At 71.1% G+C, this 12,849-nt stretch carries 20 protein-coding genes; 15 read left to right on the top strand and 5 right to left on the bottom strand.

The annotated features are described in order from the left end of the window. Nucleotides 1–37: 37 nt before the first annotated feature. Entirely contained in the window at nucleotides 38–184 is a 147-nt protein-coding gene (locus AN218_RS36665; protein WP_171908665.1) for a hypothetical protein, read from the bottom strand. A gap of 150 nt (nucleotides 185–334) precedes the next feature. Further along, on the bottom strand, nucleotides 335–619 hold the full coding sequence (locus tag AN218_RS38180; protein ID WP_244900417.1) for a hypothetical protein: 285 nt from the start codon (nucleotides 617–619) through the stop codon (nucleotides 335–337). Here AN218_RS38180 and AN218_RS12495 point away from each other — a divergent pair. From AN218_RS12495 to AN218_RS12540, 11 genes are all read left to right on the top strand, one after another. Beyond that, complete coding sequence (locus tag AN218_RS12495; protein WP_338059610.1) at nucleotides 566–988, top strand: GGDEF domain-containing protein; 423 nt, start codon at nucleotides 566–568, stop codon at nucleotides 986–988. The genes AN218_RS38180 and AN218_RS12495 overlap by 54 nt on opposite strands. Nucleotides 989–1,171: 183 nt before the next feature. Beyond that, entirely contained in the window at nucleotides 1,172–1,351 is a 180-nt protein-coding gene (locus AN218_RS12500) for a hypothetical protein (RefSeq protein ID WP_070016921.1), read from the top strand. 173 nt (nucleotides 1,352–1,524) lie between these two features. Then, entirely contained in the window at nucleotides 1,525–1,695 is a 171-nt protein-coding gene (locus AN218_RS36670) for a hypothetical protein (RefSeq protein ID WP_171908666.1), read from the top strand. A 1,155-nt stretch (nucleotides 1,696–2,850) separates the two neighbouring features. Further along, nucleotides 2,851–3,195 (top strand): hypothetical protein, encoded by a 345-nt coding sequence (locus tag AN218_RS12505; protein ID WP_070016922.1) that lies wholly within the window; start codon nucleotides 2,851–2,853, stop codon nucleotides 3,193–3,195. A 135-nt stretch (nucleotides 3,196–3,330) separates the two neighbouring features. Continuing rightward, nucleotides 3,331–3,501 carry a hypothetical protein gene (locus tag AN218_RS36675; RefSeq protein ID WP_171908667.1) on the top strand — a complete coding sequence of 57 codons (171 nt, stop codon included), beginning with the start codon at nucleotides 3,331–3,333 and terminating at the stop codon, nucleotides 3,499–3,501. A gap of 31 nt (nucleotides 3,502–3,532) precedes the next feature. Beyond that, entirely contained in the window at nucleotides 3,533–3,787 is a 255-nt protein-coding gene (locus tag AN218_RS12515; RefSeq protein ID WP_070016924.1) for a hypothetical protein, read from the top strand. 144 nt (nucleotides 3,788–3,931) lie between these two features. Continuing rightward, a complete protein-coding gene (locus tag AN218_RS12520; RefSeq protein ID WP_070016925.1) occupies nucleotides 3,932–4,297 on the top strand; it encodes a hypothetical protein in 366 nt (121 codons plus the stop codon). 33 nt (nucleotides 4,298–4,330) lie between these two features. Then, nucleotides 4,331–4,516, top strand: coding sequence for a hypothetical protein (locus AN218_RS12525; RefSeq protein WP_070016926.1), 186 nt, complete (start codon nucleotides 4,331–4,333; stop codon nucleotides 4,514–4,516). A 192-nt stretch (nucleotides 4,517–4,708) separates the two neighbouring features. Next, nucleotides 4,709–5,071 carry a hypothetical protein gene (locus AN218_RS12530; protein ID WP_070016927.1) on the top strand — a complete coding sequence of 121 codons (363 nt, stop codon included), beginning with the start codon at nucleotides 4,709–4,711 and terminating at the stop codon, nucleotides 5,069–5,071. A gap of 54 nt (nucleotides 5,072–5,125) precedes the next feature. After that, entirely contained in the window at nucleotides 5,126–5,740 is a 615-nt protein-coding gene (locus AN218_RS12535) for a hypothetical protein (protein WP_070016928.1), read from the top strand. A gap of 104 nt (nucleotides 5,741–5,844) precedes the next feature. Further along, nucleotides 5,845–6,363 (top strand): hypothetical protein, encoded by a 519-nt coding sequence (locus AN218_RS12540; protein WP_070016929.1) that lies wholly within the window; start codon nucleotides 5,845–5,847, stop codon nucleotides 6,361–6,363. A 412-nt stretch (nucleotides 6,364–6,775) separates the two neighbouring features. Here AN218_RS12540 and AN218_RS12545 read toward each other — a convergent pair whose 3' ends face one another. Together AN218_RS12545 and AN218_RS36680 are read right to left on the bottom strand one after the other, a co-directional pair. After that, entirely contained in the window at nucleotides 6,776–7,006 is a 231-nt protein-coding gene (locus AN218_RS12545; protein ID WP_141747551.1) for a hypothetical protein, read from the bottom strand. Between the two features lie 391 nt (nucleotides 7,007–7,397). Continuing rightward, on the bottom strand, nucleotides 7,398–7,547 hold the full coding sequence (locus AN218_RS36680) for a hypothetical protein (RefSeq protein ID WP_171908668.1): 150 nt from the start codon (nucleotides 7,545–7,547) through the stop codon (nucleotides 7,398–7,400). A gap of 341 nt (nucleotides 7,548–7,888) precedes the next feature. Between AN218_RS36680 and AN218_RS12550 the strand changes: the two genes are divergently transcribed. Both AN218_RS12550 and AN218_RS12555 read left to right on the top strand, forming a co-directional pair. After that, entirely contained in the window at nucleotides 7,889–8,230 is a 342-nt protein-coding gene (locus AN218_RS12550; RefSeq protein ID WP_141747552.1) for a hypothetical protein, read from the top strand. Between the two features lie 80 nt (nucleotides 8,231–8,310). Continuing rightward, nucleotides 8,311–9,411: a hypothetical protein gene (locus tag AN218_RS12555; protein WP_070016932.1), complete on the top strand. Its 1,101-nt coding sequence runs from the start codon at nucleotides 8,311–8,313 to the stop codon at nucleotides 9,409–9,411. 529 nt (nucleotides 9,412–9,940) lie between these two features. Here the strand turns inward: AN218_RS12555 and AN218_RS12560 are convergent. Continuing rightward, the gene (locus AN218_RS12560) at nucleotides 9,941–10,273 is read right to left on the bottom strand and encodes a hypothetical protein (RefSeq protein WP_070016933.1); all 333 of its coding nucleotides are present in this window, start codon (nucleotides 10,271–10,273) and stop codon (nucleotides 9,941–9,943) included. An 852-nt stretch (nucleotides 10,274–11,125) separates the two neighbouring features. Here AN218_RS12560 and AN218_RS12565 point away from each other — a divergent pair. Together AN218_RS12565 and AN218_RS12570 are read left to right on the top strand one after the other, a co-directional pair. Further along, nucleotides 11,126–11,548: a GFA family protein gene (locus AN218_RS12565; protein WP_070016934.1), complete on the top strand. Its 423-nt coding sequence runs from the start codon at nucleotides 11,126–11,128 to the stop codon at nucleotides 11,546–11,548. A 334-nt stretch (nucleotides 11,549–11,882) separates the two neighbouring features. Continuing rightward, nucleotides 11,883–12,785: a hypothetical protein gene (locus tag AN218_RS12570; RefSeq protein WP_070016935.1), complete on the top strand. Its 903-nt coding sequence runs from the start codon at nucleotides 11,883–11,885 to the stop codon at nucleotides 12,783–12,785. The last annotated feature ends 64 nt before the right edge of the window (nucleotides 12,786–12,849 follow it).

Raw genomic sequence — 12,849 nt, forward strand, 5'->3', positions numbered from 1 at the left:
GTCGGCTCGGACCGGCCCAGAGTTCACTCCGGGTGCCCTATGCGGGCTTGCGGGTGCCGCCCTTGTAGTCCTCGGCGCAGCGCTCGAGAGTCGCGGGCTCGGTGACGGTCTTGTCCTCCCGCTTCTCCGCGGGCTCACGCCCCGTGGCGTAGGCACTCTCCCGCTCCGTGCTCTCCTTAGCCATGAAGACCTTGCTCCTTCGTCCGGTCCCAAGTGGTCCACCCCGGGCCGGAGGCGTGGCACGGTCCCGGCCCGGGGTCAGCGGTCGGCGTGGCGCTTGCTTCGCCNCGCCGACAGATACTAGTTTACATACCTAGGGGTCTTACCTCAATACTTACGTGTCATCGTGAATCTTGACTTCTGTCACCTCGTGATGTAAATTAATGCTTGTGGATGTGGTGATGCAAGCACCACTCCGCCCGCTACTGACCACCCGCTGTGGAGTGGAGGCCTCATCAATACCGACATCCTCATCGCGGCCGCGCTGCCTCTGGCTGGATGGACCATCCATGGCCTCGTCCTGGCCCGGCGGCTGGCTGCCGCCCGGCGCGACCCGCTCACCGGCCTGCACACCCGGACCGGGTGGACGCGCCGTGCGCAACGCCTCCTGAAGCGTCATTCCGACGCGGTCGTGGTGCTGATCGACCTCGACGCCTTCAAGAAGCTGAACGACACGCACGGCCATGACGCGGGGGACGCCGCGCTCGTCGCCACCGCCCGTCGGCTGGCGCAGTGGTGCGCCCCCGGGGGCGTGGCCGGGCGACTGGGCGGGGATGAGTTCGTGGCCGTCGCGCTCCCGCGTGACGCCGACCCGCGCACGCTGCCTGCGGCGCTGCGCGAGCAGGTGTCCCACAAGGGGCAGCTGCTGCCGGTTTCCGCCTCGGTCGGCGTGTGCATCACCAGCGATCTGAGCAAGCGCACGCTCTCGGCCGCCATGGAGGAAGCAGACCAGGCCATGTACCGCGTCAAGGGCAGGGCCCGCCGCTGAGCCCTGCCCAGACCGGCGCCCGCCGCTGCTGAGGCAGTCCGGCGGGCGCCGCGGGAGGTCTCGCGCGACCGTCCGGGTATCCGCAGTCGCGAACTTGACCACTGACACCTCGATGCGTAAATTAATGCATGGCGGAGATGCAAGCTCCGCCAGCCGCTACGCACACCCGCCGAGGAGCACACCGTGCCACGCACCCGCTACACGACGACCGACCTCCACAACGCCGTCCACGCGCTGCTCGAGGAGAACCCGCTCCGTGCTGACGACGGCCACCCCGAGTTCCGTCTCTTCGTCTACCACGGCAAGCCCGTCGGGCTGGACGCCCCCTCCTGCATCACCTCGGCGCGAGCATCCCGCAGCTGAAGGCCCTGGACGAGGCACTCCATGCAGCGGAGTACGAGTGGGAGGACGTCAAGCACCCCCTGCGACGCCGCTTCACCCCGCTCGCCTGGACCTGCCTCAGCGGGATCGGCGGGGGCGACGAGCCGGGTTCCTGGGCCGACTCGCACGATGCGGCCTTCGGCCCCCGTGAGCCCGTGTGGGGACCCACGGTCGACCGCGCGGCCGACGCCCGGCGCCGCCCCTGGCTCTACGACCCGGCGGAGTTCCCGCAGCCCGAGGACGACACGAACCTCCACCTCGGATGCTCCGACTTCCCGGTTCCGACCAGTGTTCGCCGCCTCCCCCGCCGGGCCGGGCACCACTGAGCTGTCACGCGGAGTGTCACGCGCACGGCAGCCCGGCGGGCCACCGCTCGGCGAGATGTTTGTGCAGGTCAGGGGTGTCACGTCGCATCGCGTGACACCCCTGCGTGTCAGGCGGCGTGACACCCTGACCCTCGCGTCGCTCCCAGGTGGCAGCGCTCGGCCTGTCCTGCTCGCCGCCGTCGCGTACGGACCGCGCCGGCGCCTCTCGAGTCCCGGCGACCTCACCCGCCAGCTGGGCGCCCGCGGGCTGTTCATCGCGGATCCCTCGCGACCTCCCGCCGACGCTGGCCTCCCCCAGGTACCGGCCCGCCCGGCCCGCAGCCCGTGCGACAGGCGCCGGCGGCCAGCTCACCGAGAACCGGACGCCTCGCCCCCGCGCACCGGCCCGAGGACGGCCACGCTCCGCCCCGTTCCCCTGGCGGGCCAGGCGCGAGCGTGCTGCCTGGGTTCGGGCAGCACGGCGGGAGGCGAGCAGCGGGCCGGCCCCCGGGGTGGTGTTGCAGCGCGCTGCAACCGGCAGCAACCGGGGGAAGCAGCCCAGGACCGGAGAAGAGCAGCGTCACGGTTGCAGCAACAAGCGGCGCAGCTCGGCGCGTTGCAGCGGGCAGCGTGGGCGACGGCTCTGCCGGGTTGCTGCTGCGTGAGTCGTCGTCACGTGGAAGTTCGGCGGCTGCGCCACGGCCGACTGCTGCGGCCGGGCGGGCCGCTGCATGCGGACCGGTCCCCCGACTGAGGGGACACGGAAGGGCGTTCGCACTGCGTGAGGGGGGTCCGGGGAGGCCGGTTCATCCCGGACCTCTCGCGGCGCCCGTACGAGACTGCGCCCGCGCTCGAGGTCCGGCAACGGCTCGTGGCACCTCCTGCGGGCGGTCATGGGTCGTGTCGTCACCACCGGGCCCGGGTCGCGGCGGCTGGAGGGGCCGGCGAGGTCCCACTGCCCGGTGGTCTGCTGAGCGACCGGCACGCAAGGGGCTCAGCCGGGAAAGGAGTATCTGGTTGCCGCCTGCTGCGGGGTCGCGGCACAGCCGACCCCATCACCGCTCTTTCGCCTTGACATGCGACCCCGGCTAGCGTAAATTAATGCTTGCTGGTCGGGCGGAGCAAGCCGCCCGCCGGCCGCACGCACCACCGATCCCCGAGGCAAGGGAGCCCGCCATGGCCGTCATCGACGCAGAGTTCTGCCCGGTCATCGTCACCGAACGGCCGCTGGTCGACTCCATCGGCATGCCCTACCAGCAGCTGCCCGACGGCACCGACCCCGGTGCGCTGCGCATCGTGCGAGCCCGCGACGTACAGCCCGGCGACTGGTACCTGGGTGACTGCGAGCAGCCCACGCCCGCGGGCGAGGGCTTGTTCTGGGGCGGCCACCCGTACGCGGTGTACGCGGCCTCCCCCAAGCTGAGCGACACCGGCGACAGCCTCGCGATGGACGGCGAGTCCTTCAACTGGGACCCGGACGAGCTCGCGATGATCCTCCCGCGCCACGCCCTCCCGGCCTGACGCCCCGGGTACCGCAGGCACGTTCTCACCTCCGTGCGCCGTCCGGCCTCCCGGAAGGCGCCGCCGGCGACACCTTCCTGCCCTGCCTCTCAGAGGGAGTTCCTGATCAGCACCGCGACGATGGACCCCCGGCCCGTGAACCTCTGGAACTACCAGCTCGCGGCCTCCCCTGACCCGGCCAAGACCGATCTCGAACTGCGCCACGTCACCTGCGGCGAGCACCTGTGCGACGCACAGCATCTCGACTGCCTCGCCGTGCTCAACAGCGTTGCCGCCGCGCACGCTTCCGCCTGTTCCCAGCCGTAACTCCGCACACCACCACGCCAGGAGGGACACCATGGCCCGTGACATCGGCATGGCGGAGGACGCCAGCCTCTACCGCGCCGTGATCACGAAGACGTACGCCGACGGCGCGACCTACACCCACTACGAAGGCCCCTACGCCAAGCCCGGTCAGGCCCGCGGCCGCGTCAGCTTCTGGCGCCGGCACTTCCAGAAGACCAAGCCCGGCGCCAGCGCCGACGGTCACATCGAGGAATGCCGCCCGCAGTGGCGCCGCGTGGCAGAGCCCTCCTCCCGCCCGCGCACCTGAGGAATCTTCCGGCGCCTCACACCCCGCTCCACGACCTCGGCCTGCGCCACCCCACGCGGGCCGAGGTGGCCGGCCGCGAGAGCCGCCGCACCGCGCGATGGCCCTTCCTCTCCCTCCTCCCCTTCACTCACAGGAGTTGTCCGCATGAGCCCGTACTTCTGCCCCGACGACGAGGCGACCTCCGTAGAGGTCGATGTGCACGCCCTCCAGGTCGACGGGGAGACCCCCTTCCGGAACCTTCCGCGCGGCACCCTCATCCGCCTCGACGAGGCCGTCCTCGGTATCCCCGCCGGGCTGTGGCGGGCCGACCGCAGCTACAGCCAGAGCGGCGGCGCCGGACAGCGGTACGACTGCCGCACCCTGACGGCGGCGCCCAACGATCCGGAGGGACCGGACGCCGCCGAGGCGCTGCCGGCGCATGTCGCCGACGGCTGGACGTCTGCCTGGCCGGTCGAGGTACGGGGCATGCGCGCGAGTGAACTGCGCGCGACGCTGGACGCGCTGGCCTAGATCGACGGCGATCCGCTCGTCGTCATCGCCCCGATGGATCATCCCCCTCTCGACGGTGGCGTCTCTCCGCTGTGGTTCACCAGCGCCCGTCTGTTCGCCCCGGACATCACGGGCAAGGGCAGCAGCATCGGCGACACCTACGAGCCGGACGAGAGCCACCCGGAAGACGCCGCACCTCCCGGAGCGATCCCCGCGATCACCCTCTACCCCAGCGCCTGAAACGGCCGTGCGCTCACGGAGTCATCCGGAAGCGCCGGCGACCACACGGCAGCGTGGCCACCCACGCTTGCGGATGACTCCTTTCACTTGACACTGCATGCCTAGATAGGTAAATTAATACTTACTGGGTCGGTGAGCAAGCACCGTCCCGGCCGCTACGGATCACCCCCGACGGAAGGGACCCGCGTACCGATGGACGCCGCTCAGGACGACTTCGACCCCGCGCGCATCGCGACCAACCTGCGCGAGGTGGCCTACCTCCTGCTCGATGAAGTAGAGCGCCAGGAGTCGTGGGAGAAGGCGCGCACGCTGCTGGTTCCCTGCCTGAAGGCCCTGACGGCCCGGGACGAACGCGAGCGCGAGGCCGCGCGAAAGGGCCTGCCTTGGCTGAAGGTTCGCCATCGTCAGCTCTCCCGGGGAGACACCCGCGCCGTGCGCAACTTGCTGAGCTGGGTGGAGCTGCGACTGCGTGGCCGCGAGGTCTGCGGGCTGATCCTCGTCCCGGCGATCTGCGCCGTGGAGGATGCCGCCGACCTGCTGATGCCCGAGGGCTGAGGCTCCCCGCTCCGACCGTCCGCCCCGACTCATCCACTCCACGAAGGAGTTCTCGTGTCCCTCACGTTCACCGCGAGCTTCCAGGCCCCCACCGCGCACGTGGTCACGTGCGGCTGTGACGCGGCGACCGCGCTGGCCGTGCGGTACGCGAGCTACGAGGCGGCCTGCACCGCCCTCCCGGCCCCCGGCACGCCTGCGGGCCGGGCGCTGGAGGGGTGCGAGATGCCGGACATCTGCCCGGACTACCCCCTCCACGTGCAGGGCGTCGACGAGGGCGGCGACGCACCCGAGGTGGACCTCAACGACCTCAACGCCGTGGCACTGCTCGACCTGCTCGGCCTCCCCCGGGGCGAGGACCTCGCGGGAGAGCTGGTGGCCTCCGGCCGCGCCGTCTGGCCCGACGAGGACCAGGCGGCGCCGGAGGAGCACGGCCCGGCGATCCCGATCCCTGCCGTCGACGCGTACGGGCAGCTTCCCGCCGGGGACTTCCTCGGACGCGTGCTCATCGCCCTCGCTCTCACGCCGCAGGACGCCGGACGGGAGGGCTACTGGACCGGGCGCCACTTCCGTGGCGGCCGCACCGCCGGGCACCTTCAGCTGCGCCTGCACGAGCTGCACGCACTGGCCCTGTGGTGCGCCGAGCACGGCCGGGAGGTCGCCTGGAGCTGACCGCGCCCAGCTCGTCCCCGCACGAGCGTGCCCGCACCGAGAAGCAAGGGGAGCCCCGGCGGCTCCCCGTCCTTCAATCCGCATGCGCACACCTGGAGTCCGCCATGAAGAGTCCCCCGGAGGTCATCGAGGCCTTCGCCGCGTTCCCCCAGCTGGTGAGTACGAAACAGATCGCCGCAGCAACCGGGCGCAGCATCCCGGGTGTCCAGAACTGGGTCAGTCTCCCCGGCTTTCCCGGCTCACCGTCCCGCGAGGGCCGCACGAAGCTGCGCGACAAGGACGCCGTGCTGGCGTGGTACCTGAAGCAGCCGTTCGCGAGTACGGACCGGCGCGGTCCCCGTGGCCTGGCGGAGGCCGCCCGCAACGCCGCGCCACACCGGGACCGCCTGACAGACGCGGAGACGGCGCGCGCCCTGAAGGTCACGCCCGCCACGGTGCGGTACTACGCGAACACGTACACCCCGGAGTCGAGCGCTGCTCCCTTCCCCGAGGCCGACGAGGATGGACGCCGTGAGTGGGTCGCGGTCCGGGACTGGCTGCTGCGCTACAGCCGCTCCGGTAGACCGGTGTCAACGTCGGCCGGACTCGGCCCGGCCCTCAAGCCGGGCAGTCGGACGGCCTGAGGGCCGGGCGACTTCAAGCGACGGGGGCGCTCAGCGAGGGCCTCTGCGCGGCGGACCGAGCAGACGATTCCCATCAGGCCCGCCACCCCTTTTCGGCGCCCTGGTCCGGCCGGCGGCTTGGTGTCCCCGGGACGGCAGCCGGCTCGACGCGCTGTGCGTGATTGACCCGCCGCCGGGCGGTGCGGCTATAGTTCCCGCACGGTTATCCGGCTCCCCCGGCTCTTTGATCCGAGCGGTTCCGGTGGTCGTAGCGAGGGGTCAGACGATCTTGCAAACCACTCCTTCGGGAGTGGAGGACCTCGGTCCTGTCGTCTGACCCCGTCTTCATGTTTCCGGCGCCGGCCGGGTGGCGCCTCCTCCTTGCTCTGCCGCGTCCGTACGCGAGGACTCACGGCACCAGCCGTGCTCGAGGTCAGCTCGCGGATGCGGAGCGGTCAGCCGATTCCTCGGCGTACGGTGCGATGAGCTGATCCAGGCTCTTCCGCATCCTTTGGGCGGCGGCGAGAACGTCGGCGCCGTGCAGGGCAACGTCCGGCGCACCGCCGTTCGTCCGGACCTCCACGTGCGGGCCCTCCGTCCGCTTGACCGCCCTCTCCAAGTGGGCCGCCGCCGCAACCATCTCCGTGATCACCGCCGTCTCCACAACGGCGATGTGGGCGACCGCATCACATGCACGGGCTTGCTGGGCTTTGGACTTGCGCGGTTCTCTCACGGGACCTCCCTGTCCACTCGGCCGGAATGCCGCTTCCCTGCCTGCCATCCGACGGCGCCTGCGGATCCGTCTCGGTCCGGTGCGCCCGGGTTGAGACTGGAGCGGTGAGGCTGTGGACACGCCCGCGCCGCCAGCGCGGTAGCAGCGCGAAGCCCCGCGATCGGTCTGCGTCCCGCGCGTAACCGCCGCAAGCCGCGGGGCGCGCTGGCGTTGCGGGGCACCGGTCCGAGGCGGGAGCAACAGCACAGGCCCACCCGCGGCAGACCGGTAGGCGACGTCCCTGTGAGGGCTCCGGCGGCTGGAGTGACCGCCGGCCCTTTCATCACGATGCCGCGCGGATGGCCGCCCTCCGGCTGTCTCCACGAGAGCGGAGCCGCTTGGTACGGCGGTCCTTGTGCTTGCCGCTCGCAGCGGACCGTCGAAGCTGCTGCACGGCCTGGACGCGTCCGGTGGTGCGCTGCTTGGTGCTCATGCTTCCTCCTCGGTCCGATCCGCAGAGGGCCCCTCCCTCGCGTATTCATTAGTTTACTAAGAGAGGGGTCATACGTCAATCGTGTGCACTTTGGATCGCGCCGGCAATCGGACGTCCTGGGCGCACCGAGAGTGCAGCACGACACTAAGGTGACGCGTAACTATTGACTACCTCTCCTGTGTAAGTAAACTAGTGAATAGCTGGGGCGGCGAGGCAAGCGTCGAACCAGCAGCTGCGATCCCCGATCCCGGAACTGGAGTCCGCTCATGTCCGCCTGCGTGCACCCCGAGCCCCGCCCGGCCCAGCTCCTCCGGCACCGCCGGTGCTCCACCCTCCGCAACATGGCCCTCATCGCGACGGTGCCTCCGCTGGTGTTCGGGGCTGTCAAGCCCCTGGCCGCGCTCGCGCTGGTGGTTCTGCTCCTCGTCGGGGTGGGGACCGCGATCCGCGCCAGCACGCCGCTGCGTAGGGCGTGCGTGCACCGGCCCGCGCGCGTCTTTCCGCGCGTCCGCTCCGTCCTCACGCTGGCCAGCGACCTGCTGATGCTGATGGGCGCGACGGGCCTTCTCATCGGCCTGCTGGTCACGCCAGGTCCCTCCACGCTGCCCGCGGCGGGGGACTTCATCGCCGCTGCCGCCTTCCTCTTCCTGGGGCTGCTCCACCACTGCGCGCACCGACGCTGACGCACTCCTCCTGGCTCCATCGCCCGACCCCGATCCAGACCCGCCCCGCAGGGCGGGGACCCAACATCCAGGAGTGCACGGTGGGTTCCGAGTTCCGCGGAGACCTTCTCCCGCACGAGTCCGTGCAGCCCTACGTCGGCGAGCAGCAGCAGGAGCGCGGCGACTGGGAGTTCGTCACGCGCGAGGGGTACGGCTACCGGCTCACGGAGGTGTCGTGCGCGCCGGGCCAGTGGCAGGTCGCTCGCATGCCGTTCCGCTGGTCGTCATCGAACGGCGGCTACTGCTGGCTCGGCCTGGACGTCGATCTCGAGAGGGCGCTCGCCTGGATCCGACGCGACGGAGCCTCGCGCGCGCTGGCCGCCGGGCGGTGGGAGCGGCACGGCCACTGGCTGACGGAACCCGTGACCTTCTCGGTGACGCTGCAGACCGAGGAGCTGGAGGAAGGTGTCGTCCTGGTGCGCCGGTTCGGCCGATCAGGACTTCTGTGCGAGTACCGGTGGGGCTGGGAGGAGTACTGCTCGGGGGCACTGCCGGAGAACCCGGACCGCAAGGCCTACGATCACCGCTTCGCAGCGCGAGCGTGGTGCGCGACCCATGCGGGCCTGGCCGCGGTCCCGACCGAGCGGCTGCGGATTGCCTCCGTCGACGAGGAGCGGGACGAGGCGTGCGCGGTGGGTGCGCCGTTCGTCGGGAAGTGCAAGGCCACGGACGTGCGGTTCGTGGTCGAGGTGCTGGACGAAGCCGGCTCGTCCTTCGGCACGGTGATCGTCTGCGGCAAGCACCTCATGCACCGGCTGACCGGAGACGACGCCTTCGGCAGGGACGCTGCGACGGTCGCCCACCTGCTCGCCGAAGAGAAGGGGACGTGGGTGGACTGGCAGGACCGGGCGTACGAACTGTCGGGGGAGCTGCTCACCGCGGCACTGCTGGCCGGGGAGGCCGACCCGAAGCCGGACGTGCGGGCTGCCCTGTACGCGGGAGGCCCTGGCCGAAGGAGACAAGCGCGCCACGCGGGCCGCTCGGGCGGCAGCGAAGGCCGCGGGTTTGCGGGGCAAGCGCGTGGAGGAGGCCGGGAGCGCCGCGGCCTCAGCCCGGCGAGCCCGGTACAGCGAACTCGTGGCCTGGGCAGAGGCGCGCGAGGAAGCATGGCGCGAACACATCAGCCGGACGATCTCGGGTGAACACAGTGAGTTCGTCGAACCCGAGCGCCTCATGAATCCTGCTCGGCTTGTCCAGGCGTGGATTCGCGAGAACGTTCCGGAGGACGCCGCAGCCGTGCCCGCGGAGGCATTGCCTCGCGCGCGCCAGGAGGACGAGCAGCTGACGCTGCTCGACGGAGGCGGACTGCGCCGAGGCAGCGGCTCGGCGGGCTGAAGCAAGGCGAGCCGCACGGAGCCCGGCGAACCAACCCGCCCCGGCCGCGGCGCACCCGGCCGCCACATGAGGACGCTCGCTAGTCAGCGACGTGCTCGCCGGGGCGCCCGCAGGCGCTCAGGTGTCACGCTCCCGCCCTTGTTCGCCACGGAGCCCGGGGGAGCAGCCTCGAAGCCCCATCGCCGCAGGTCAGCGCGCCCGGCAGCGACCGTGTGACAGGCGCCGTGACACCCGGGCGTGACAGCCGGCAAGCCGGACGGCGCGCCTCTCCCCCACCCTGCGCGCGTGGTGTGGCCGCTGGACCGACGCGGGTGACGGCGACGTGTGATCGATGCGTCAAGGCTTTCTGGTGGCGTCGTGGTCGGCGGCGCGCAGGCGAGCGATCATCTTCTCGGCGAACCGTCGGCCTGTGGTGTCGGACGGCTCGCCTGGGATCTCCTCGAATACGGCCCAGATGTGCAAGCCCTTCGCCATCACGAAGTCCTCGCCCTTGCGCCAGGACCGGTTTGCGCCTCGGAACCCAGCGTCCTGGCCGGTGAGCTCGTTAAGGCGCTCCTGGACGTCCAGGCGGGCTGCCTCGTAGATGAGGCGGCCCGGGCCGCAGGTGACCTCGGCTCGTCCAGCTCCGAGCGCCTGCGTGAGGTCGATCTGCAGCCAGTTCCACGTCATGGCGTAACCGTAGCCGCCGATCCGACTTCGGCGACAAAGATCCCGTCACTCACAGGACACAGGTCGGCGGGGCAGGCATCGTGTCGCCACCGGGACTCATCGAAGATCCGGCTTCCCGCCTTCGAGCAGCTGCTCGCCGTGGCCCTCAGCGCCGTACGCCGGGACGCAGGCGTCCGCGGGGCCTACGCCGCCCACGCGGACGCCCCGCAGACCACCGTGCACAACATCCGGCCCGCCGGGCGCCGGTGACGCAGCATCTTGAGCGCATCGCAGCCGGGCCCAGATTCTCCAGGATGCCGTGGCTACGGGCGCCGCATTCGACCTCGACGACGCCGTGCACGGACTCCGGGATGCCATCGCCCGGGGCGGGTCTGCCCTGATCCGCGAGCTGCCGACGACAGCCCTTCCTGCCGGGACGTGCCCGCAGGAAGTTCCCTCCGGTCTCTGAGGTCCGGTCTCTGCGACTCTTCGTGTCCCCGGCTCCTGCGGAGAGACGAAAGCGGACAGGGACGGCCGCGGCGGGTTCTTGCTTCGGGTAGCGGCTGCGCGGGCAGCTGAGGCAGCAGGCGAGGGCGCTGCTCGTTCGCAGCAGGCAGCCCGCGGGGCTCTGCTGCCTGCTCGATGGTGCCGGCGGCGCGCTGCCCCGGCAGCCAGTCCTTCCGCCCGATCGCCCCTGGACCAGGGCTGCTGCCGCTGCCCGCACAGCAACGGGCGGGCGTGGGCGCGGTAGCGCAGCAGCTCCGACAAGCAGGAGCGACCGCGGCTGCGTGGTCGCGGCGGACTGCTGCAGATCATGGAGGCGGTGACACACTGGTGGACTCAAATCGCCCACCGTGCACAGGAGATGACCTGATGAACGCCACCCCCGCCGAGGGAACCCAGGAGCGCGCCGGCGGTTGCCTGTGCGGGAAGATCCGCTTCACCGTGAAGGGTGCAGCGATCTGCCCGCACCTGTGCAGCTGCGGGCACTGCCAGAAGCTCGGCGGGGCGCCGGTGATGTGGTGGGCCGGCTTCTGTGAGGTCTCCTGGACCGGCGAGGCCGGTGAACCGACGTGGTACACGACGTTCGAGGGCGAAGCCCGGCGCGCCTTCTGCCCCCACTGCGGCAGCCGCATCGCGGCGATCGATAGCGACATCCCCGACGTCGGTATCAACGTCACGGCCCTGGACGACACCAGCGGCGAGGACCTCGTCCCGGTCAACCAGTCCTTCCCGACCAACGCGGTCTCCTGGCTGCCCCCGATCCCCGACACCCGGCCCAGCACCGTCAGCTGACCCCGGCCCCGGCCCCGGCCGCTCGGGTGGCGAAGCCCCGTCCGGGCTCACCACCCGAGGAGCACGGCCGGGAAGACAGCACCGCCGCGGCGGCGGGGCATTCACTACGCGTCGGCCCCCTGTGCCCCCTGTGCACCGGCCCCTTCGCGCCGGCACCACGACGGAGTCCGCTGTGCCCGCCCGCACGCCGCCACGAATTCGGCGCTCTGCCCCGCAGTCGACCGGCTGTTTGACACAGCCCCACCCTTGTTGAGTAAATTATTGAATCAGTAGAAGTGTCGAGCCGCTCCACGCTGCTCGGCCTACCCAGACCTTCACGTCTCCTGGAGCAGGCATGGCCGCCACCTTCACACCCGACGAGGTGACCGAGCGCTTCCGCCGGCTGCCCGGGCGCGTCACTACGAAACAGATCGCCGACGCGACGGGCCGGGGCGTTCAGGCCGTCCAGTACTGGATCGACAATCTGGACGTCCCGGAGGTGGTGGAGACGCAGGGGCGCACCAACCTGCGGGACCGGGATGCGGTGCTGGAGTGGTACCTGGATCAGAAGATGGCCCGGCACAGCAAGCGCGGCCCGCAGGGTGCCACGGACGTGGCTCGTGCACTGCGGCCGACACGGTTGCGGCTGTCCATGAGTGAGCTGGCAGACGAGCTCGGCCTGGCGAACCCCCGGGCGCTCTACTTCAAGATCAAGGCCGCGGATCCGCAGGACCCTCCCCCGCCGGAGGACGCCAACGGCCGGCGGGAGTGGGCAGCGATGCGCTCGTGGCTCCTGCGGCGCGAGGATCCGCTGCCGCCGCGCGACCCGGACGGCACCCGGAAGGTCACGGCTGTCCGTCAGTGGATCCTGGCGAACGCCTTCGAGGAGACGGAGGCGGCGCAGCTGGAGGACGAGCACGGGCTGACCGTGCGGCAGCGGGACGCTCTGGAGCGGGCTCGTGTGGCCTTGGCAGCAGGGGCGGAGGTGAGCCTGGCCTGGCTGGCGAAGAAGATCGGCGTGAAGCCGGCCGGGGTGCAGGACCTGTTCGATGCGACCGCATCCCCTGCCCCGCCGCAGCGGATGGGGCCGAAGGCGCTGGCGGAGACGTTCGACGTGCCGGTCGACCGACTCAAGGGCTACATCCGCCGGTTCACCCCGGAGACGAGTCAGGACCCGTTCCCGGCGACCGATGAGGAGGGACGGGACGTCGACGAGGTGCACGCATGGCTGACGCGCTTCTGGTCCGGCAAGAGCTGAGGTAGCCGCCGCCGCCGTTCCACTCCGGCGACGGAACAGGGGGAGACGCCGCCCGGCTGGGCGG

The organism is Streptomyces nanshensis (assembly GCF_001751255.1).
In the GTDB taxonomy this organism is placed as follows: Bacteria; Actinomycetota; Actinomycetes; order Streptomycetales; family Streptomycetaceae; genus Streptomyces; species Streptomyces nanshensis_A.

Bases quoted from the DNA above. Each gene is read 5' to 3' on its own strand.
- AN218_RS36665 (WP_171908665.1), bottom strand. From the start codon at position 184: ATGGCTAAGGAGAGCACGGAGCGGGAGAGTGCCTACGCCACGGGGCGT.
- AN218_RS38180 (WP_244900417.1), bottom strand. From the start codon at position 619: ATGACGCTTCAGGAGGCGTTGCGCACGGCGCGTCCACCCGGTCCGGGT.
- AN218_RS12505 (WP_070016922.1), top strand. From the start codon at position 2,851: ATGGCCGTCATCGACGCAGAGTTCTGCCCGGTCATCGTCACCGAACGG.
- AN218_RS12515 (WP_070016924.1), top strand. From the start codon at position 3,533: ATGGCCCGTGACATCGGCATGGCGGAGGACGCCAGCCTCTACCGCGCC.
- AN218_RS12520 (WP_070016925.1), top strand. From the start codon at position 3,932: ATGAGCCCGTACTTCTGCCCCGACGACGAGGCGACCTCCGTAGAGGTC.
- AN218_RS12525 (WP_070016926.1), top strand. From the start codon at position 4,331: ATGGATCATCCCCCTCTCGACGGTGGCGTCTCTCCGCTGTGGTTCACC.
- AN218_RS12530 (WP_070016927.1), top strand. From the start codon at position 4,709: ATGGACGCCGCTCAGGACGACTTCGACCCCGCGCGCATCGCGACCAAC.
- AN218_RS12540 (WP_070016929.1), top strand. From the start codon at position 5,845: ATGAAGAGTCCCCCGGAGGTCATCGAGGCCTTCGCCGCGTTCCCCCAG.
- AN218_RS36680 (WP_171908668.1), bottom strand. From the start codon at position 7,547: ATGAGCACCAAGCAGCGCACCACCGGACGCGTCCAGGCCGTGCAGCAG.
- AN218_RS12550 (WP_141747552.1), top strand. From the start codon at position 7,889: ATGGCCCTCATCGCGACGGTGCCTCCGCTGGTGTTCGGGGCTGTCAAG.
- AN218_RS12560 (WP_070016933.1), bottom strand. From the start codon at position 10,273: ATGACGTGGAACTGGCTGCAGATCGACCTCACGCAGGCGCTCGGAGCT.
- AN218_RS12565 (WP_070016934.1), top strand. From the start codon at position 11,126: ATGAACGCCACCCCCGCCGAGGGAACCCAGGAGCGCGCCGGCGGTTGC.
- AN218_RS12570 (WP_070016935.1), top strand. From the start codon at position 11,883: ATGGCCGCCACCTTCACACCCGACGAGGTGACCGAGCGCTTCCGCCGG.